Source organism: uncultured Actinomyces sp. (assembly GCA_900541895.1).
GTDB lineage: Bacteria > Actinomycetota > Actinomycetes > Actinomycetales > Actinomycetaceae > Pauljensenia.
In genome coordinates this window covers 1-18,410 of the sequence record UWSI01000030.1, presented here as the reverse complement: position 1 = coordinate 18,410, position 18,410 = coordinate 1, and the positions used below count along the sequence as shown (strand labels likewise).

Genomic DNA, 18,410 nt, shown 5'->3' with positions numbered 1-18,410 from the left:
CAGCAGGACGGGGGCGCCCCCATCGGCGGCCTCGCGGACCGCGTCCGTGAAGACGCGCTCCATGAGAGGGTCAAGTCCCGATGTCGGCTCATCGAGGATGAGCAGGTCCACGGGCGCGGACAGGGCGGCCACGAGTGCCACCTTCTGCGCGTTGCCCTTGGAGTAGGTCCGCACTTTCTTGGTGAGGTCCAGGTTGAAGCGCTCGGTGAGCTGCTCCTCGCGGGCGCGGTCGCGCGAGCCGCGTAGGCCCGCCAGGGTGTCGAGCACCTGCCCGCCCGTGAGACTGGGCCACAGGCTCACCGATCCGGGCACGTAGGCGAGGCGACGGATAATGTGGGAGGCAGCGCGGGTGGGGTCCATCCCCATGACCCGGGCACGGCCGCCGTCGGTGTGGTACATGCCCAGCAGCACGCGGATCGTCGTGGACTTCCCCGCGCCGTTGGGGCCCAGGAAGCCGTGGATCTGGCCCTTCCCGACCCCCAGGTCGAGGCCGTCCAGCGCCTTGACCTTCCCGAAGCTCTTGATGAGGCCCTCGGCCTCGATGAGATTAGACAAGGTCCCAGTCCTTTCCTGTTTTCTCTTCAAGTACCAGACCAAACTCTGGGTCCTCGCGAACGCGACGAAGCAAGAGCTTGATGACTTGTCTCTGGTTCGGCTCGGGATAGCCGATCTTGGACAGGCGGGCCACCTGCTTCCATAGGAGGTGCCCGGGTCCGCCGCTGGGCAGGTTTTGCAGCACTCTGAGGGCTGTCGACCTGTTGCGCTCGAGGACTGCCCACGCGGTTTCTTCAAGTTCCTTGATGACGCGCTTCCTCTCCTCGTCGTCATAAGCATCGGGGTAGCGGTTGCGGTCGAGCTTAGCGAACGTAGTGAGCATGCTGGCCACCGCTCGGTGGTCCTCGTCGTTGAGTCCGTCAATGAGAGGACCCAGCGAGGATGGAATGAATCCCGACAGCGCCAGGGTCAAGATGATGCGCCGGTCCGTGTGCACGATGGATAGTGTTGCTGGGTCCTCAATAAGGACCTCGATGCGATTGTAGAAATGTTCGAGGACGACCGGGAGCGGCGAAAGTACCTCGCCCGAGCGTACTCTGGCAACGAGTCGGTCTATCCGCTCGCACTGGTCACGCAGGACCGCCATGCGGGCTTCAATCTGGGCTCGAGTCGCCAGCAGATCGGCCTCGATGGCGTCTATCGGCTGATCGGGTCGTTCGGGGAGTATCTGGGGGATCTTCCCCAGCGGGATGCCGGACTCAGCAAGCCAACGGATACGCAGCAGGCGTGCCAGGTGCTTGATTCCATAGTCGCGGTGCCCCGCGACGACCGGGGGCACAGGCAGAAGCCCCACGCGGTGGTAGTAGCGCACCGTCCGCGTCGTTGTACCCGCGAGGTCAGCCATCTCTTTGACTCTCATGGAACCCATCGAACACTGTGACCCTACGTCACTGTCAAGGGCACGCGAGAAACAGGATCGTGAACGTCTTCGTCGGAGCACGTGCACCCCAAGATTCGAGCTGATCAGCGCCGCAGTGTTGCTGGGTGACGCTAGCGTGGTGTCATGAGGATTTTGGTGGTTGATGCAGGGGTCTCGGGCCTTGCATGCGCGGACGTGCCCGCCGACGAAAGGTGTTCCGCTCGCTTTGGTGAAGCCTTCACGCACCCGGTCATCGTCTCCGCCCGCGTGTTCACCGGCAACCGTCCCACGACCTCGATTATGGCGCCCGCGCTGACCCCTTCAGTCTTGGGACAGCTCATTGCGCTCTATGAGCACATCACCTTCGTTGAGGGTGCCGTGTGTGGGTCTATCCCTGTGCAGCTTGGGAGAAGTGGAGGGCGCGGAGCCGAAAAAGGTTTTAGTGCTGAAGATGCTCGTGTTTTGCGTGGGAGATTGATTCGACCTGGAAGGTTGAATGGGCAATTTCAACGGGGAAATGGTGCATTGCGCACTCGTTCAGAGAGTGAATGATCTGGTCTCGCTGATTGGCAGTGACGGCCTCGGCAACCTCAATATGCGCGGTGACGGTGACCAGGTTTGAAGCCACCGAACTCACGTGAAGATCGTGAACGTCCTTGACCAAGGGAATCGAGAGCATGTGCTGGCGGACCTGAGCAAGGTCGATTTCCTCGGGGACTTCCTCCATCAAAATCCGCAAGGTTCGAAGCAACAACATGCATGCGCGCGGAGCCATTAAGAGCGCGATGAACATCGATGCCACGGCATCTGCGCGATTCCATCCACCGATCAATTCAACGATTGCAGCAATGATGACTGCCAACGATCCCAAGGCATCATTGGCCACCTCAAGAACGGCAGCGCGGATATTAAGCGATGCCTGGTGTCCACCGATCAGTACCAATAGTGAGAGTGCGTTTGCTGCCAAACCCAGAATTCCAACCCACAGCATGGGTGCTGCATGAACCTCGACGGGGGATAGCAGGCGTTGAATGCCTTCAATCGCAACTAAAAGACTGATGATGACCAACATGCCCGCTTGGAAGGCTGCGGCAAGAACTTCTGAACGCGCCCATCCCCATGTCCTTCGGTTATCGCGGGGACGCAAAGCAAGCGTTGCCGCGATAAAAGCGATGACCAGTCCCGCAGAATCAACCGCCATATGCCCGGCATCGGCTGCAAGAGACAAAGACGACGTGAAGAAAGCGGCAACAAGTTCTGCGATGAAAACCGTCGCTGAAATTGCCAGCGCAATCGCAAGCCTTTGACGAGAAGCAGCATGTCCGTGCGAATGGTCGTGAGCATGGGAATGCGTTGTGGACTCAGGACGTTCTTCGATGGTGTTCAGTGACTCTGCACAGGGATCTTCCTTCACGCCGGGCACACACGGAGCCGTCACATGTTCATCTCTGGGAGAAGGAGTGAGTGAAGAACGCATAAAGCAAGTATAGCGCCCTATCTTCATTGAAGACAGGGCACTGAGAGTTGATGAAGCTGATGATTAGAGTTCCAACATCACCTTTGTTGCGCGGCGCTCGTCCATTGCGGCATATCCTTCGGCAGCCTGCTCAAGCGGCGTTCGTGCATGACTACAGTGCGGATGGCACTCCTTGGATGGAAGGTCTATTTCCATAAAACTAGTTCGTCAACGTCTGATACTGCAGTTGATAGAGCGCGATTTCACTGAAGGTAAAGAACGCTTTCTCAGCCCGCTGATTCGTAAGCAAGTACACTGAAGCCCATGGCTTTCACTGTTACCAGCGTTAATGTCAACGGAATCCGCGCCGCACACCGCAAGGGCATGATGGAATGGCTCGATGCCAACCCCTGTGATGTTCTTCTTCTCCAAGAAGTCCGTGCGGATGAAGAAATCGCCACTGAACTGCTGGGCGATTCGTGGGACAGCATCATTCTTCCCTGTCGAATCAAGGGACGTGCTGGCGTTGCAGTTGCAGTGCGCAAGGATAGCGCTCATATCAGCGCAGAACCGCGCCTTTCCCTTGATGATCAGGAAACCGATGTTGATTCGGGACGCTGGCTAGAAGCGGTGGTTGAAACCAAGGCGGGGAGCGTCCGCGTTGTTTCGGCATACTTCCACTCGGGTGAAAAAGACACCCCCAAGCAGGACGCGAAGATGGCTCACCTTCCGCGCATTGGTCAGCGCATGGGGGAGCTCCTTTCCGAGGCCGAAGCAGGCTCTACGGACATCTTAGGAACCGTTGTGGCCGGAGATTTCAATATCGTTCGCACCAGGTCCGATATTAAGAATTGGACGTCGAACCACAATAAGCGTGCGGGCGTGCTCGATGAGGAAATTGCATTCCTGGATCAGTGGCTTGATGCGGGGTGGCATGATGTCATGCGTGATCTTGCTGGAGATGTTCAGGGACCTTACACATGGTGGTCCCAGCGCGGTCAGGCATTTACCAATGACACCGGTTGGCGTATCGATTATCAGTTCGCAACACCCGCGCTGGCTGCAAAGGCCCAGTCTTTCTCAATTGGCCGTGCGGCCTCGTACGAGGAACGGTGGAGCGACCACGCCCCGCTGTCGGTGAGCTACGAACTCTAAGTACTCAGGCGCTCTCGAAATCAAAGAGGGCCATGGAAGAGTAAACGCCGTTCTCATCCACGCGATCTAAGCGGAATCCGGGAACCATCCACGAGGCCTCGTCGCAGGGACCCAAACTCATTGCGCGATCAAGGACCGCGTCGGGGACGCCCTGCGCCAAGGTGACGTGAGCGTGATAGGGGAAGCGTACAGGTGCATCCAAGGGACCCGAGCGAATATCTTCGGCCAACATCGTGCACTCGCGCTCGCCCTCGGCAAGGGAAAGGTAAACGACGGGAGAAACGGGGCGGAAAGTGCCGGTATCTCCCAGAGTGACGCGGAAAGGCGTGTAGCGCTGCGCGACGCTGCGAAGGTGCTCAATCACTTCTTCGCGCCGTTCCGTATCCACTGTGGTGGGCGGCAAAATTGTGATGTGCGCGGGCACCTTCGTGCCCTGATCATCCCCAAGGCTCACGCGGATATCGGTAAGAACGCTCACCCATGGTTCAGGCAGGGCAACAACAACGCCCAGCCATTCTTGGCCCGGTAAGCGCTGTGGAAGATACATTGAACTACCTGAAATGGGGAATAGGAACCTGCTCATGGTACATGGACGTGGGGCTTCGGGGCACATTGAGCTGGCAAAGATCGTTGCGTAGAGAACTGCCTGAATAGGCTAGGATTGTCGGTAGCGTACGAGTTTGAAACACCCAAGGAAGTGTGCACGTGGAACTGTCATGGTCAGCGGCTTTAAGCGCCGAAGAAGGACGCGAACTAGCTGCTCAACTCTTTGAAGAAACTTTTGGCTACCAGCCCCAAGATGTCTGGTCTGCCCCTGGACGTGTCAACGTTATTGGCGAGCACGTCGACTACAACGGTGGTCCCTGTCTGCCAATCGCACTGCCGCATCGGGCGTTCATTGCCTATGCCCCTCGCGAAGACCGTTTGCTGCGCCTGGTGTCGCCCCAGACTCGCGAGGCCGTGGATGAGTTAGACCTCGACCTCATTGCTCCGCGCGGCTGCGAGGGTGAAGTAAATGGCTGGGCCGCATATCTTTCTGGCGTTGCTTGGGCCCTCGAAAAGTCGGGGTATGGCCCCCTTCGTGGTTTTGACGCCGCGCTCTACTCCTGCGTGCCCCGCGGTGGTGGGCTTTCATCTTCGGCTGCACTCGAGTGCGCGATGGCTGTCGCGATTGACGAGGCCGATGGGCTGGGGTTGGCGGGCCCGCTGAGTGCGCCGAACGATAAGGGTCGAGCAATCCTTGTCGAGTGTGCTCGCATGGCAGAAAATCAGATCGCAGGCGCGAACACCGGCGGCCTGGACCAGACTGCTTCACTGCGCTGCCTCAGTGGACACGCGCTGGCACTGGATTGTCGAGATATGAGCGTTGAGCACATTCCTTTCGATCTGGAATCGCAAGGGCTTGCTTTACTGGTCATTGATACCCGTGCTGCTCATTCGCTCGCAGACGGGCAGTATGGTCAGCGTCGTGCCGATTGTGAAGAGGCCGCACTCCAGTTGGGCGTTGATCAGCTTGTTGACGTCGAGGATCTTGAGGCCGCCACTCAGGCTTTGAGTGATGAGCGCTTGGTCAAGCGTATGCGTCATGTTGTTTCTGAAATTGCGCGCACCCGTGCCCTTATTGAGCTCCTGCAGGAGGGGCCGCTTGAGGGGGATCGCCTTAAAGTCGTGGGCGCTCTCATGAATGATTCACATGACTCGCTGCGCGATGATTACGAAGTGTCGTGCCTCGAGCTCGATGTTGCCGTTGACGCCGCGCGAGCAGCGGGAGCTTATGGAGCGCGGATGACCGGTGGTGGCTTTGGTGGAAGCGCAATTGCGCTTGTTGACCGCGAGCGCCTAGAGGAAACCGCGCAGGCGGTCGCACAGGCTTATAGCGAACGCGGATTGGATGCACCGGCATTCATTGTCGCTGTACCTTCTGCGCCGGCCGGCAAACTCTGATGCCACGCAATTGACGGATGAGCGAGGTGTGCCACCTCTTTCCTGGACGCAGATGCAGGAAGGGGGTGGCACAATCGTTCTATGACTTCAACGGATCCCTGGATGGTTGTCGGCCTGGGTAACCCTGGCGCGCAGTACGCCAATACGCGTCACAACGTCGGCCATATGCTCATCGATCTTCTTGCCCACAATGCGGGAGTGCAGCTCAGTTCGCACCGCTCGGGAACCCACTGCGCGGATATTCGGCTGGGGATGCTTCCCGGAGGGATCCCTGGGCCCCGCGTTATTGTGGCAACCAGCGATTCCTACATGAACACCTCCGGCGGGCCCATTGGTCGCCTTGCAAAGTTTATGAATGTTGATCCCTTGCATCTTTTGGTCGTCCACGATGATTTGGACCTTCCGGCTGGCTCATTGCGCTTGAAGACCGGTGGTGGCGAAGGCGGGCACAACGGCTTGAAGTCGATCTCCCAGGTACTGGGGACAAAAGACTACAACCGTCTACGTATCGGTATTGGACGTCCGCCGGGACGCATGAATCCAGCTGACTACGTCTTAGCTCGGATGAATGGCAGCGAGCTTGAAGACCTAGCTGTCACCATCGCCCAGGCTGCCGATGTTGTCGAAGATATTGTGACCACCAGTTTCAGTGAGGCGCAGCAGCGCCTGCACACGCGTCAGGGAGCCTAAGTGCCACAGTTTTCTGCTCTTCTTCCCGTCTTTGCCCAGGATGAGGCGCTTCATTGCGTCCTTGAATCCATCAATCACGGTGAATCAGGATGCGTCGTTGCGCCTGCGGGTGCTCGCATTCCTCTGATCGCGTCAATGGCTCAACGCCGGGATCAGACAATTTACGTCATTGTTCCTACGGGACGTGAAGCAGAAGAAACCGCAAGCGCTTTGCGTGCATGGGTTGACGATGTCGAGGTTTTCCCCTCATGGGAAACGCTGCCTCACGAGCGCCTGTCGCCGCAGGTTGACACCATGGCGCAAAGGATTGCTGTCCTACGTCGTCTGATCCACCCGCAATCGGGAGACGAGCATGCCGGGGCACTGAGTGTTGTCGTCATCCCAGTTCGCGCGCTGATGCAGCCCATCATTCACGGGATTGCGGATCGTGCTCCCGTACGTGTTAAAGCCGGAGATATTGTCGATCTACCCAACCTTGCCAGGGAGCTTGAAAACCTGGGGTATACGCGTGTCGATATGGTTGAGCAGCGCGGACAATTCTCGGTTCGTGGTGGCATTCTTGATGTTTTCCCGCCCCAGGAAGCACATCCTCTGCGTATCGAATTGTGGGGGGATGAGGTCGATGAAATCCGCGCCTTCTCACTGTCAGATCAGCGAACATTGGGAGTTGTTGATTCGGGTGTATGGGCTGTTGCCTGCCGCGAATTACTGCTGACCCCGCAGGTTCGTGCAAAGGCCCGCGGTGAGATGGATCGTCTGCCCGGCGCCGCAGAGATTCTCGAGCTTGCCTCTCAAGGAATTGCCGCTCCCGGCCTCGAATCCCTAGCACCGATCCTTGTCGGCGGAATGGATTCCTTCCTTGACCTGATCCCCGCGGGCGGACTCTTTGTCGCCATCGATCCCGAACGTATTCGCGCTCGCGGCACGGACTTGGTTGCGACAACCGAAGAATTTCTCTCTGCTGCATGGTCACAGGCCGCAGGTGGGGGAGCGGTCCCTCTCGAGGCGGGCGATGCCTCCTTCATCCCTCTCGAGGAGATTTGGGGAGCGCAGGGGCGCCCGTGGTGGGAGCTGACGGCGCTTCCCCCGGCTGAACTTGCCGAGGCCATGGCAAAGAATTCCCACTGCCTCGGGGATGAGGTGGGAAATGATGTCGCATCGGGGGCGCTGCTCAAAAAGGAAGCGCACTCGGTCATTGTGTCGGACACTTTGGTGGCGCTTGGCGCGCGCGATGTTCGCCCCTACCGAGGGGACTATACGCGCGCACTTGAGGATATTCGAACGCTGATTCGCAACGGATGGACGCTCATCCTTGCTGCAGAAGGTGAGGGCCCTGCACGGCGCCTGTATTCGATTGCAACCGATGCGGGAATCGGAAGCCGCATTGTTCAAGAAATCGACCCCACGCAAGATTCATCGGTTCTTGATGTTGTGGCGGCTCCCCGTACAAAGGGTTTTGTCGCACCGGATCTGAAACTGGCGATTATCTCTGAGTCGGATCTTTCTGGGCGGGTTGGAGCGACGACTCGCGATATGCGCAAGATGCCCTCGAGGCGACGCAAGGGCGTTGATCCGCTCAGCCTGCATCCGGGGGACTATATCGTCCACGACCAGCACGGCATTGGACGCTTCATTGAATTGGTGTCCCGCACCGTTGGACGCGGTGATGGTCAGGTGACCAGGGACTACCTGGTCTTGGAATATGCGCCGTCGAAACGAGGACAGCCCGGAGACCGCCTCTTCATCCCCACAGATAGCTTGGATCAGATCTCGAAATACACCGGGTCTGATCAGCCCGCACTGACCAAGATGGGCGGTGCCGACTGGGAAAAAACAAAAGCTAAGGCGCGCAAAGCCGTTAAGGAAATCGCGCAAGAGCTCATCCGCCTCTACGCCGTCCGCCAGGCAACAAAGGGTCATGCCTTCGGCCCAGATACACCCTGGCAACGTGAATTGGAAGATTCCTTCCCCTACGTCGAGACTCCCGATCAGCTGGTGACCATCGATGAAGTCAAGGCGGATATGGAAAAGCCGATGCCCATGGACCGTCTGCTGACGGGCGATGTCGGCTACGGAAAGACCGAAATTGCCGTGCGCGCGGCTTTTAAGGCAATTCAAGATGGCAAGCAGGTCGCACTGTTGGTTCCAACGACCCTTCTGGTTCAACAGCACGCGGAAACCTTTGCGGAGCGTTACGCGGGATTCCCAGTGACGATCGGCACCCTCTCGCGCTTCTCAACGCCGAAGGAAGCAGAGAAAGTCAAGGAAGGCTTGGCCTCGGGAGGAGTGGACCTGGTGATTGGTACCCACTCGCTGCTCAGCGGTGCCATTGCCTTCAAGGACTTAGGCTTGGTCATCATTGATGAGGAACAGCGTTTTGGTGTTGAACACAAGGAGACGCTCAAAGCTCTGCGCGCGGATGTCGATGTTCTCTCGATGTCGGCAACGCCTATTCCCAGAACTTTGGAGATGGCGGTTTCGGGTATTCGTGAAATGTCGATTCTTCAGACTCCTCCCGAAGAACGACAGCCCGTCCTTACCTTTGTGGGTGCCCACACCGATGCGCAGGTCAGCGCAGCGATTCGCCGAGAGCTCCTGCGAGATGGGCAGGTGTTCTACGTCCACAACCGAGTGGATTCGATTTCTTCGGTTGCAGCACATATTCAAGAACTTGTTCCCGAAGCGCGAATTAGAGTGGCCCACGGAAAGCTCAACGAACATCAATTGGAAAGCGTCATCGTTGATTTCTGGAACCACGATTTTGACGTGCTGGTGTGCACGACCATCGTGGAAACCGGTCTGGATATTTCCAATGCAAATACGTTGATCGTTGACCGTGCGGATACCTTTGGTCTGTCCCAATTGCACCAGTTGCGTGGGCGTGTGGGCCGAGGCCGCGAGCGCGCCTATGCCTACTTCTTCTATCCCTCGGATCGCCCGCTTTCAGAAACCGCTCATGAGAGGTTGCAGACGATTGCCCAGAACGCTGATCTGGGGGCGGGTCTTGCCGTTGCGCAGCGTGATCTTGAGATCCGAGGCGCCGGTAACCTTCTGGGCGGTGCACAGTCGGGGCACATTGAAGGTGTGGGCTTTGACCTTTACGTGCGGATGGTTGCCGATGCGGTTGCGGCATTCAAGGGTCAGCGTAAGGAAGAGAAGAAGGATCTGCGCCTAGACGTGACCGTTGATGCGCATATTCCCGAAAGCTATATTTCCGCAGAACGCTTGCGCTTGGAGGTTTACGGAAAGATCGCCGCGGTGGAAAACAGCGAGCAGGAAAAGGATCTGCGCGACGAAATTACAGACCGCTATGGTCCCATTCCGCCTCAGGTGGACTTGCTTTTCGAAATTGCGCGTCTGCGTGCTCTTCTTCGGCAAATCGGAATCGACGAAGTCGCTACGCAGGGCAAGTACCTGCGTATTCACCCGATCGAGTTGAAGGAATCTCAGGCGCTTCGTCTGAAGCGTTTGTACCCCGGTTGTGTTGTTAAGGCTGCGGTTCGCCAACTTTTGGTTCCGCTCCCCATGACGGCGCGGGTCGGGGGAGTGCCTTTGACCGATCATGCCTTGCTTGAATGGATTGAGAACCTTCTGACAAAGGTTCTCAATCCGACCGTGGCGTCAACGCGCTGATGAGAGCGCTACACTGACACTGACTACGAAGTGAATGAACCGGAGGATATTTTCATGGTTTCACGTGCGCGCGCATCAAAGGCCGCGATCCTTCTTGCCGTGTGTGGTTTGGGACTCGGAGCTTGCTCTGCTCACCCGGGAACTGCCGCAATCGTTGGAGATACGCGTATCAGTGAAGCCGATGTGAGCTTGACCAGCCAGCAGCTCAGTGGGCTGCTTGGTCAAGATGTTGATGCCTCACAGTTGCTTCCGACTCTGAACCAGAACCTGGCCATCGGCAAACTTGCCGAGAAGAACGGCATCACGGTCTCTGACCAGGAAATCACTGACAGCCTTGCTGAAATGGGACAAGAAGTTGTTCAGCGTGGTGGGAAGAGCACGCCCATTACGAATCCCAGCTCATTGCTGAAGACCATCATTAAGAACTCGATCGCCCAGCAGAAGCTGCGTTCCTCCGGGATGTCTCAACAGCAATTGGCCCAGGTGAATGCGGAATTGGCGAATACGATTCAAACAACCAAGGTTGAAATCAATCCCCGGTACGGCACCTTGGATGCACAAAGCGGTTCGCTAACTCAAGGTGTTTTTGGTGATGTTATCCGCGCCAATAGTGGAGCGCAGCAGTAGCTCGACCAAGACTGATCGATCGTCTAAATGTGATGTATCGCCCACCCGAGAGGGTGGGCGATACGGCATTTATGGGGACCTATGTCTAATTTTCGCCAAATAACGCACGAATGCCGTCATGAATATGCAGTGGTGCATGGGTGTAGCAGTTCTGCTTGAGCGCCGAATGTACTAGCGTTAGACACGACAGTAGTCACGTAGTTAATCGATTGGAGAATTAACGTGGCAAGCATTGAAGCAATCGGAGCTCGCGAGATCCTTGATTCCCGCGGTAACCCCACCGTCGAGGTTGAGGTCGTCCTTGAAGACGGCACCTTTGAGCGCGCAGCAGTTCCCTCTGGTGCATCCACCGGTGCATTCGAGGCCGTTGAGCGTCGTGATGGCGACAAGGGCCGTTACCAGGGTAAGGGCGTTCAAGACGCCGTTGACGCTGTGAACGAGATCATCGCCCCTGAAATCATTGACGAAGACGCATCTGATCAGCGCCGTATCGACGAGATCATGATCGAGCTGGACGGCACCCCGAACAAGGGCAAGCTCGGCGCCAATGCAATTCTCGGTGTCTCCCTTGCTGTTGCAAAGGCTGCAGCTGAGTCCGCAGGCCTGCCCCTGTACCGTTACCTGGGTGGCCCCAACGCTCACATCCTCCCCGTTCCCATGATGAACATCCTCAACGGTGGTTCTCACGCGGACACCAACGTTGACATCCAGGAGTTCATGATTGCTCCTCTGGGTGCCCCGACCTTCCGTGAAGCCCTCCGCTGGGGCGCCGAGGTCTACCACACCCTCAAGGCAGTCATCAAGGAACGCGGTCTGTCCACCGGCCTGGGCGACGAGGGTGGCTTCGCGCCGAACCTCTCCTCCAACGCCGCTGCGCTGGACCTGATCATCGAGGCCATCGAGAAGGCCGGCTTCAAGCCCGGCACCGATGTTGCACTCGCACTGGACGTTGCTTCCTCTGAGTTCTTCAAGGATGGCCTGTACCAGTTCGAAGGCGAAGGCCGTTCGACCGACTACATGGTCTCCTACTACGAGAAGCTCATCCGTGACTACCCGCTGGTCTCCATCGAAGACCCGTTGTCGGAAGACGAATGGGACGCATGGACCGCTCTTACCGCAGAAATTGGCAACCGCGTCCAGCTCGTTGGCGACGACCTCTTCGTCACCAACCCCGAGCGTCTGCGCAAGGGCATCGAGCTGCACGCAGCAAACGCCCTGCTGGTCAAGGTGAACCAGATCGGTTCGCTGACCGAGACCCTGGACGCCGTGGAAGAGGCACACCGCAATGGTTACCGCACCATGACCTCTCACCGTTCCGGCGAGACCGAGGACACCACCATTGCTGACCTCGCAGTTGCCACCAACTCCGGCCAGATCAAGACCGGTGCTCCCGCTCGTTCCGAGCGCGTGGCGAAGTACAACCAGCTCCTGCGCATTGAAGAGGATCTCGACGATGCAGCAGTGTACGCGGGTCGTTCCTCCTTCCCCCGCGCTTCCTTCTGAGAAGAACGCACTGACACGCTCCTAGAAGCGTGAAAAAGGGTGGGTGACGAGAAATCGTCACCCACCCTTCTTTTTGCGATCCGCCCCTCATTTGTTACCACGCGAGTTTTAGAGTCGACCCGACTGCCCGTTGTAAGGCACCATAGGGACATGGCTCAGAAACCGAGAAAGGGACGACCGGTCGTTCCAGGCGCCCGCAGGCGGCGTAGTGTCTCTGAGCCCGATGCGCAGCGTCGGCCTCGGCAAGGAAGTCGAAATCCTCTGCGTTCTTCTGCGGCGGGCTCACAAGCCTCAACTTCAGCGAGTTCTCCTCGCCCGCAAGGCGGAAAGAAGGCGGAAAGAACGGCCCGGACGCGTTCTTTTGCTGCGGCAACAGCGCAGCGTCCGGCCTCCCTGTCCTTTGGTGGAATCGAAATCTCTCTGAGGATCTTGGGCCTTCTTCTTTTGGGTGCGCTGCTTGCCCTTCTTTTGGTTCCCTCATTTATGCAGCTGTGGAGCCAAGAACGCGAGCTGTCTGCCATCAAAAACAAGGTTCAGCAGACGCAGGCAGATAACGAAGCCAAACGTCAGCAACTTCAACTTTGGTCGAATCCGCAATACATTGCTTCTCAGGCACGAGAGCGTTTGGGCTACGTTAAACCCGGAGAAACTCAGTATTCGGTTCTCGATCCTGGCAAGGACTACCAGGATCAGGCTCAGGTTGCTGCTGCGCGTGAAGCTGGACCGGCTCGCCCGTGGATCCAAGTTCTTTCACTCACCGTTGAAGAGGCAGATCACCCAACGGGCAATATTCAAACCGCTCAGACTGCGGGGGGCAATTCTTCGACCTCTCCCAGTGAGGCTCCGCAGCCCAGCGAAACGGCGGGTACGGAGCAGGGGAGTGGCGCCTCGCAAACTCCAAGCTCACAGGGGTCAGGAAACTAACTTCCTCTTCAGCGCTCACGCTGAGTGTGCGGCCTCGCATTGTGGGCATTTTCATCCCGCATGAACTGTGCAGGTAGCGGCCTATTTCGTGTCTTTTTTCATTGGGCTTTGCGCCGTCATGTGCTCGCGATCGAGTAAAATAAACCGGGTTTATTCGAAAGGTGAGGAATGATGAGCGCCATTACGCCGGCGAGCGACGCCGATCTTCAGGTCCTTGAAGAACAATTGGGACGTGTTCCGCGCGGTGTTGTTGGGATTGCAGCCCGATGCACGTGTGGAAAACCCACGGTTGTGGCAACCGCGCCTCGTCTTGAAGACGGGACGCCTTTCCCCACGACTTTCTACCTGACCAGCCCCGGCGCTGTCCGTGCGTGCTCGACCTTGGAAGCAACCAAGGTGATGGAGGAATTTAACCAGGACCTTGCCGAAGACGAGGAACTGCGTGTGGCCTATCAGCACGCCCATCAGGCCTACATCGCAGCGCGCGAGGAATTGGGCGCGCAGTTGAAACTTGATGTACCTGAAATTCATGGGGTTTCTGCTGGCGGAATGCCAACCCGCGTCAAATGCCTGCACGCTTTGGTTGGACACGCCTTGGCTGCCGGTCGCGGCGTGAATCCGATCGGTGATCGTGCGCTGGATATGATGCGCGAGCGCGGCCTGTGGGACCCGGCCGCCTGCACCTGCTGACTGACAATACGACTAAGAAAGAATGAGATCATGACGCGGGTAGCGGCAATTGACTGTGGAACAAACTCAATTCGACTTCTAGTGGCCGATGGCGTGCTCAAAGGTAATGCCATTGCGCTGAGCGATCTGACGCGTCAGATGCGCATTGTGCGCCTCGGGCAGGGCGTTGATCGTACGGGACGACTGGCTCCCGAGGCGATCGAGCGGACACTGACCGCAGTGCGCGAGTACAAGCGAATGATTGACAATCTGGAAGCCGAAGAGATTCGTTTTGTCGCAACCTCTGCAATGCGTGATGCGCAAAACCGCGATGAATTCATTGAACCCGTGAAGGAAATTCTGGGCGTTTATCCCGAGGTCGTCCCCGGAACCGAGGAAGCTGCGCTGTCCTTTGCTGGTGCAGCCAGTGGCGTCGTCGGCCAAGAACGCGGCAAGGTACTTGTCGTTGATATCGGTGGAGGCTCGACCGAAATGGTCGTGGGAACTCTGGGAAAGGGAGTTACCGAGGCTTATTCGGCAGATATGGGCTCAGTTCGCGTGACGGAGAAGTTCTTCGCTTCTTGTGCGAGCGACGAACCGATTCCCGACGGAGTACAGGCGCAGGCAAGTAAGTGGATTGATGCTCGCCTTGACGAGGCCGAGGAGGTCGTTGATTTTTCCTCGGTCCGCGCCGTAGTTGGTGTCGCCGGCACCATCACGACGATTGCTGCGCACGCTTTGGGTTTGAGTTCCTACCAGCCCGAGAAGATTGACGGTGCTTTCTTGAGTCACGAGGCCACCGATTCCTCTGTGCGTTTTATGCTTGAGCAACCTCTTGCTGTGAAGGCAGCTCTGGGCTTTATGCCCGAGGGGCGTGCTGACGTTATTGCAGGCGGAGCGCTCATTTGGAAGCGTGTCATGGATCGAGTAACTCTTCGCTGTGAGAGTAGCGGACACGAAATCGCGGGCGCGTTGGTCTCAGAACACGATATCCTTGACGGTATCGCACTTTCGATGCTCAATCATCGATAGTGGGCTGTGCCCCCATAGCCCAATTGGCAGAGGCAACCGACTTAAAATCGGTGTGTTGTCGGTTCGAGTCCGACTGGGGGTACTCATTAAAACAGGAACCGAGGGAAAGGAAACTGACATGTCAAACCCCGTGTTCTCAAAGATGGAGCGCGATTGGTCGCGCGCTGATTCGACTCCCGCTGGTTACCCGACAATGCCCGGGTACCAACCAACGAATGCTCAGCCTTCTGGAACCGCTGTGCTGGACCCGCAGCGTTACCCCTATGCTCAGCAACAGGCCTCGGCGCAAACTTCCGCGCAGAACCCGTACGGTGCGCCAAGCGGAGCCCCGACGGTTGATCCTTCGGCCTACGCCGATATGCAAGCCGCATACCAGGCGCCCTCTGCAGATGCCGTTGACCGCGGTCGCATGACCTACGATGATGCGCTGATCAAGACGGGCATCACTTTCCTGGTCCTGCTTTTGGGCGCAGCTCCGGCATGGATTCTGACGCTGACAAGCCCGCTTCTGGGACTTGGCCTAGCTGTTATTGGCGGCGTGGTTGCCTTCATTCTGGCTATGGTCAATAGTTTTTCCAAGACCATTCGCCCCGCACTGGTGATTGCGTATGCCTTTGCTGAAGGGCTGACTTTGGGTGCTCTTTCGGCGGTTATGGAAATGGAATACCCGGGTATCGTCGCTCAGGCATTTATCGCAACCGTTGTGGTTACCGGCCTGACGCTGGTACTTTTTACCTCCGGTAAGGTTCGTAACTCGCCCAAGCTCATGAAGTTCACGCTGATTGGCATCTTCGGTTTGCTGATCACCCGCATTGCGAATGCAGTGCTGGTTGCCTTTGGCTTGATGGCACCAATTGATTCGATGTACATCATGGGTATTCCGCTGGGAATTGTTGTCTCAGTGGTTGCTGTTTTCCTTGCGGCGATGAGCCTCATTAGCGATTTCGATACCGTGAAGCAGGGCGTTGAACGAGGCGCTCCCGCAAAGTTCGCGTGGTACTGCGCGTTCGGCATTATGGTGACGGTTGTCTGGATGTACATGGAGATTCTGCGCATCCTGGCAATTCTGAATCGTCGATAAACTTGTTTGACGTTTGAAAGGGGCCGTTCTCGAGCAGAGGCGGCCCCTTTTCTATGCGCACTACATTTTTCCGCCGCTCACCGAATGCGTCCTACGAGTCTGAATATGCCTGTCTCTCCAGTGAATCCGGGTTGATCGCTGGGAACATTTGTGCAATTTAGGGAACGCGTGTCCTATCTCGCGCGCCTGGGTTCTGGGAATGTTTAACTAGAGCGTTACCATTTTTCCCACTGTGATTCCCCAAGGAGGAACCATGGAAAACGTGAACGTCAGCGGCGAATTTGGCCGTAAGCCCACTTTGGAATTTACCGACTCAACCCCAAGCGATGAACTGCTGGTTGAGGTTCTTCATGAGGGCGATGGTCAGGTTGTTGAACCCGGCGATACGATCCACTGCCACTACCTGGGTCAGGTATGGGATGGCAATGTTTTCGATAATTCCTATGATCGCGGCGCGCCCCTGAGCTTCCAGATCGGCGTCGGCATGGTGATCCGTGGATGGGATGAAGGGCTGATTGGACAGCGCGTCGGATCTCGCGTTCTGCTGTCGATTCCTTCCGAATATGGATACGGTTCCCGTGGTGTTCCCCAGGCGGGAATCCGCGGCGGCGATACGCTAGTCTTTGTCACCGACATCCTCGGTGTCTCCTGATTGTGAACGATAGACAAGGCAAGGTATGAGCGAGAACGAAACACCGCGTACTCACAGTTCTTCCCAGCAACCAGATCGGGAGCATAACGAGGGAAGCGCGGGAAGCTCAGGCCTTGCCTCGTCGCTTTTTAAATCCCTGGATGGGCTGCGACGCCGCGTAAGCGATCAGCGGCGCGCGGTTCACTCCTCGGTCACTGAGAAGGCCCCTGCTTCTGCTGCCGGCGACGCTTCGCCTCGTGATGCTGCCGAGGCTGTTCCTTGGTCTTTGCGCGTGGGTGCCGCGGTTGCATGGCGGGCGATTATCGTTGCTGCTGCTGTTGGGCTGCTGGTATTTGGGATGACCTTTGTCTATGGAATTGTTGTCCCCGTCGCCGTTGCCATGCTCTTGGCAGTCTTCTTGAGTCCTTTGGTGTCATGGCTACACCGAAAGCTGCATTTCCCGCAGGCTCTGGCCGCTCTCAGCGGCCTACTTGCGACATTGCTCGTTGTTGGGGCGGCACTGTCGACGGCTGGCGCTCAGATTTTGAACCAGGTTCCATCGCTGTTGACGCGCGCGAATGAAGGCGTATCCGCGCTTTTAACTTGGCTGCGAACCAACCCTATGGGGCTTGATACCTCAACTATCGATTCCCATCTTCAAAACCTCCAATCCGAGGTTGTCACCTGGGTTCAATCCCATGCCCAGACTTTGGTCTTCGGCGCCTTTAACGCCACCTCTTCTGCAATTTCATTGGCCACCGGCTCGGTGATTGCGCTCTTCTGCCTGTTCTTCTTCCTCAAGGACGGGCGTGAGATCTGGGTCTGGTGCGTTCGTCTGCTTCCCAAGGGGGCGCGCGAACCCGTTCACGAGGCCGCAATCCGCGGTTGGACTTCGATGGGTGGCTACGTGGTTGGTCAGATGCAGGTTGCCGCGATTGATGCTTTGAGTATCGGCATCGGTGCCTACTTCCTCGGTGTCCCCTTGGTCATCCCGATTGTCGTTTTGGTTTTCTTCGGGTCTTTTATCCCGATTCTTGGTTCGCTGTTCTCAGGAATTATTGCCGTCCTTGTCGCGGTGGTTGATCAAGGATTTACCGTTGGTTTGATCATGCTGGTGATTATTTTGGTCGTCCAGCAAGTCGAAGGGAATCTGCTGCAGCCTCTTCTCATGTCCAACGCAGTGTCCTTGCACCCCTTGGTTGTTTTGCTCGGTGTGACAGCGGGATCGATGGTTGCCGGAATCACCGGTGCAATCTTCTGCATTCCTGTTATCGCCTTCATTAATTCCGTGGTCCTGTACCTGCATGGCCATGATCCTGAGCCATTATTGGCGACGAAGATTGATCGTCCCGGAGGTGCTCCCGGAACCCTTGATGCGATGATCGCTCATTCCTATGGGGAAGATCTTCCGCTCCTTGCAGGGGATGCAGTTGATGCACACACCTATGCCGTGGATGAAGAGCTAAGCGAACGTTTGGTTACTGCCGGAAGTGCAGAGCCGGGCGATACTGTGGGGACGCGTGTCGCCGAAGAAATCGCAGAGAGCTCTCAGACGCATGAAGAAGAGAACGAATAGCGCGATAAAACCTTGCGGGAGCGCGTTATTCTGAAACTGAATGCGTAAAACTGTGGGGGCTCAAGAGTTGAACTC

Annotated in this window: 16 protein-coding genes, 1 tRNA gene and 1 pseudogene; 14 read left to right on the top strand and 4 right to left on the bottom strand. The window is 57.2% G+C overall.

Annotated elements, in window-relative coordinates:
• Positions 1-555 (bottom strand): ABC transporter ATP-binding protein (locus QZR18_RS07105; protein ID WP_178705375.1); only part of this gene is annotated, 555 nt, incomplete at its 3' end.
• A complete protein-coding gene (locus tag QZR18_RS07100; protein WP_295910795.1) occupies positions 548-1,414 on the bottom strand; it encodes a MerR family transcriptional regulator in 867 nt (288 codons plus the stop codon). The genes QZR18_RS07105 and QZR18_RS07100, both read right to left, overlap by 8 nt.
• Positions 1,415-1,666: 252 nt before the next feature.
• On the opposite strand from QZR18_RS07100, the pseudogene QZR18_RS07095 reads away from it, so the two are divergent.
• A pseudogene (locus tag QZR18_RS07095) lies at positions 1,667-1,801 on the top strand (hypothetical protein); the annotation flags it as partial.
• A gap of 52 nt (positions 1,802-1,853) precedes the next feature.
• On the opposite strand, the gene QZR18_RS07090 reads toward QZR18_RS07095, so the two are convergent.
• Entirely contained in the window at positions 1,854-2,891 is a 1,038-nt protein-coding gene (locus QZR18_RS07090) for a cation diffusion facilitator family transporter (protein ID WP_178705369.1), read from the bottom strand.
• A 303-nt stretch (positions 2,892-3,194) separates the two neighbouring features.
• Here QZR18_RS07090 and QZR18_RS07085 point away from each other — a divergent pair, with 303 nt between their 5' ends.
• The gene (locus tag QZR18_RS07085; RefSeq protein ID WP_178705366.1) at positions 3,195-4,025 is read left to right on the top strand and encodes an exodeoxyribonuclease III; all 831 of its coding nucleotides are present in this window, start codon (positions 3,195-3,197) and stop codon (positions 4,023-4,025) included.
• Between the two features lie 4 nt (positions 4,026-4,029).
• On the opposite strand, the gene QZR18_RS07080 is transcribed toward QZR18_RS07085, so the two are convergent.
• On the bottom strand, positions 4,030-4,572 hold the full coding sequence (locus QZR18_RS07080) for a 2'-5' RNA ligase family protein (protein ID WP_178705363.1): 543 nt from the start codon (positions 4,570-4,572) through the stop codon (positions 4,030-4,032).
• Between the two features lie 158 nt (positions 4,573-4,730).
• Here QZR18_RS07080 and galK point away from each other — a divergent pair, with 158 nt between their 5' ends.
• The 12 genes from galK to QZR18_RS07020 all read left to right on the top strand — a co-directional run bounded on the left by galK (position 4,731) and on the right by QZR18_RS07020 (position 18,335).
• Complete coding sequence (gene galK / locus QZR18_RS07075) at positions 4,731-5,969, top strand: galactokinase (RefSeq protein WP_178705360.1); 1,239 nt, start codon at positions 4,731-4,733, stop codon at positions 5,967-5,969.
• 81 nt (positions 5,970-6,050) lie between these two features.
• The gene (gene pth / locus QZR18_RS07070) at positions 6,051-6,659 is read left to right on the top strand and encodes an aminoacyl-tRNA hydrolase (protein ID WP_178705357.1); all 609 of its coding nucleotides are present in this window, start codon (positions 6,051-6,053) and stop codon (positions 6,657-6,659) included.
• A gap of 135 nt (positions 6,660-6,794) precedes the next feature.
• The gene (mfd, locus tag QZR18_RS07065; RefSeq protein ID WP_295910796.1) at positions 6,795-10,292 is read left to right on the top strand and encodes a transcription-repair coupling factor; all 3,498 of its coding nucleotides are present in this window, start codon (positions 6,795-6,797) and stop codon (positions 10,290-10,292) included.
• A 54-nt stretch (positions 10,293-10,346) separates the two neighbouring features.
• Complete coding sequence (locus QZR18_RS07060) at positions 10,347-10,919, top strand: hypothetical protein (protein WP_178705351.1); 573 nt, start codon at positions 10,347-10,349, stop codon at positions 10,917-10,919.
• 222 nt (positions 10,920-11,141) lie between these two features.
• Positions 11,142-12,422: a phosphopyruvate hydratase gene (gene eno, locus QZR18_RS07055; protein ID WP_178705348.1), complete on the top strand. Its 1,281-nt coding sequence runs from the start codon at positions 11,142-11,144 to the stop codon at positions 12,420-12,422.
• A 150-nt stretch (positions 12,423-12,572) separates the two neighbouring features.
• Positions 12,573-13,346, top strand: a complete 774-nt coding sequence (locus QZR18_RS07050) for a septum formation initiator family protein (protein ID WP_178704644.1) — start codon at positions 12,573-12,575, stop codon at positions 13,344-13,346.
• A gap of 171 nt (positions 13,347-13,517) precedes the next feature.
• Positions 13,518-14,036 carry a DUF501 domain-containing protein gene (locus QZR18_RS07045; RefSeq protein WP_178704641.1) on the top strand — a complete coding sequence of 173 codons (519 nt, stop codon included), beginning with the start codon at positions 13,518-13,520 and terminating at the stop codon, positions 14,034-14,036.
• Positions 14,037-14,066: 30 nt separating this feature from the next.
• Positions 14,067-15,047, top strand: a complete 981-nt coding sequence (locus QZR18_RS07040) for a Ppx/GppA phosphatase family protein (protein ID WP_178704639.1) — start codon at positions 14,067-14,069, stop codon at positions 15,045-15,047.
• An 8-nt stretch (positions 15,048-15,055) separates the two neighbouring features.
• Positions 15,056-15,129, top strand: a tRNA-Leu gene (locus QZR18_RS07035).
• 36 nt (positions 15,130-15,165) lie between these two features.
• A complete protein-coding gene (locus tag QZR18_RS07030; protein ID WP_178704636.1) occupies positions 15,166-16,128 on the top strand; it encodes a Bax inhibitor-1/YccA family protein in 963 nt (320 codons plus the stop codon).
• Positions 16,129-16,381: 253 nt separating this feature from the next.
• Positions 16,382-16,780, top strand: coding sequence for an FKBP-type peptidyl-prolyl cis-trans isomerase (locus tag QZR18_RS07025; RefSeq protein WP_178704633.1), 399 nt, complete (start codon positions 16,382-16,384; stop codon positions 16,778-16,780).
• A 25-nt stretch (positions 16,781-16,805) separates the two neighbouring features.
• Positions 16,806-18,335 carry an AI-2E family transporter gene (locus QZR18_RS07020; RefSeq protein ID WP_178704630.1) on the top strand — a complete coding sequence of 510 codons (1,530 nt, stop codon included), beginning with the start codon at positions 16,806-16,808 and terminating at the stop codon, positions 18,333-18,335.
• Positions 18,336-18,410 lie beyond the last annotated feature (75 nt).

Coding starts and splice junctions, on each gene's coding strand:
- QZR18_RS07100 (WP_295910795.1), bottom strand. CDS start 1,414: ATGAGAGTCAAAGAGATGGCTGACCTCGCGGGTACAACGACGCGGACG.
- QZR18_RS07090 (WP_178705369.1), bottom strand. CDS start 2,891: ATGCGTTCTTCACTCACTCCTTCTCCCAGAGATGAACATGTGACGGCT.
- QZR18_RS07085 (WP_178705366.1), top strand. CDS start 3,195: ATGGCTTTCACTGTTACCAGCGTTAATGTCAACGGAATCCGCGCCGCA.
- QZR18_RS07080 (WP_178705363.1), bottom strand. CDS start 4,572: ATGTATCTTCCACAGCGCTTACCGGGCCAAGAATGGCTGGGCGTTGTT.
- pth (WP_178705357.1), top strand. CDS start 6,051: ATGACTTCAACGGATCCCTGGATGGTTGTCGGCCTGGGTAACCCTGGC.
- mfd (WP_295910796.1), top strand. CDS start 6,795: ATGGCTCAACGCCGGGATCAGACAATTTACGTCATTGTTCCTACGGGA.
- QZR18_RS07060 (WP_178705351.1), top strand. CDS start 10,347: ATGGTTTCACGTGCGCGCGCATCAAAGGCCGCGATCCTTCTTGCCGTG.
- QZR18_RS07050 (WP_178704644.1), top strand. CDS start 12,573: ATGGCTCAGAAACCGAGAAAGGGACGACCGGTCGTTCCAGGCGCCCGC.
- QZR18_RS07045 (WP_178704641.1), top strand. CDS start 13,518: ATGAGCGCCATTACGCCGGCGAGCGACGCCGATCTTCAGGTCCTTGAA.
- QZR18_RS07040 (WP_178704639.1), top strand. CDS start 14,067: ATGACGCGGGTAGCGGCAATTGACTGTGGAACAAACTCAATTCGACTT.
- QZR18_RS07030 (WP_178704636.1), top strand. CDS start 15,166: ATGTCAAACCCCGTGTTCTCAAAGATGGAGCGCGATTGGTCGCGCGCT.
- QZR18_RS07025 (WP_178704633.1), top strand. CDS start 16,382: ATGGAAAACGTGAACGTCAGCGGCGAATTTGGCCGTAAGCCCACTTTG.
- QZR18_RS07020 (WP_178704630.1), top strand. CDS start 16,806: ATGAGCGAGAACGAAACACCGCGTACTCACAGTTCTTCCCAGCAACCA.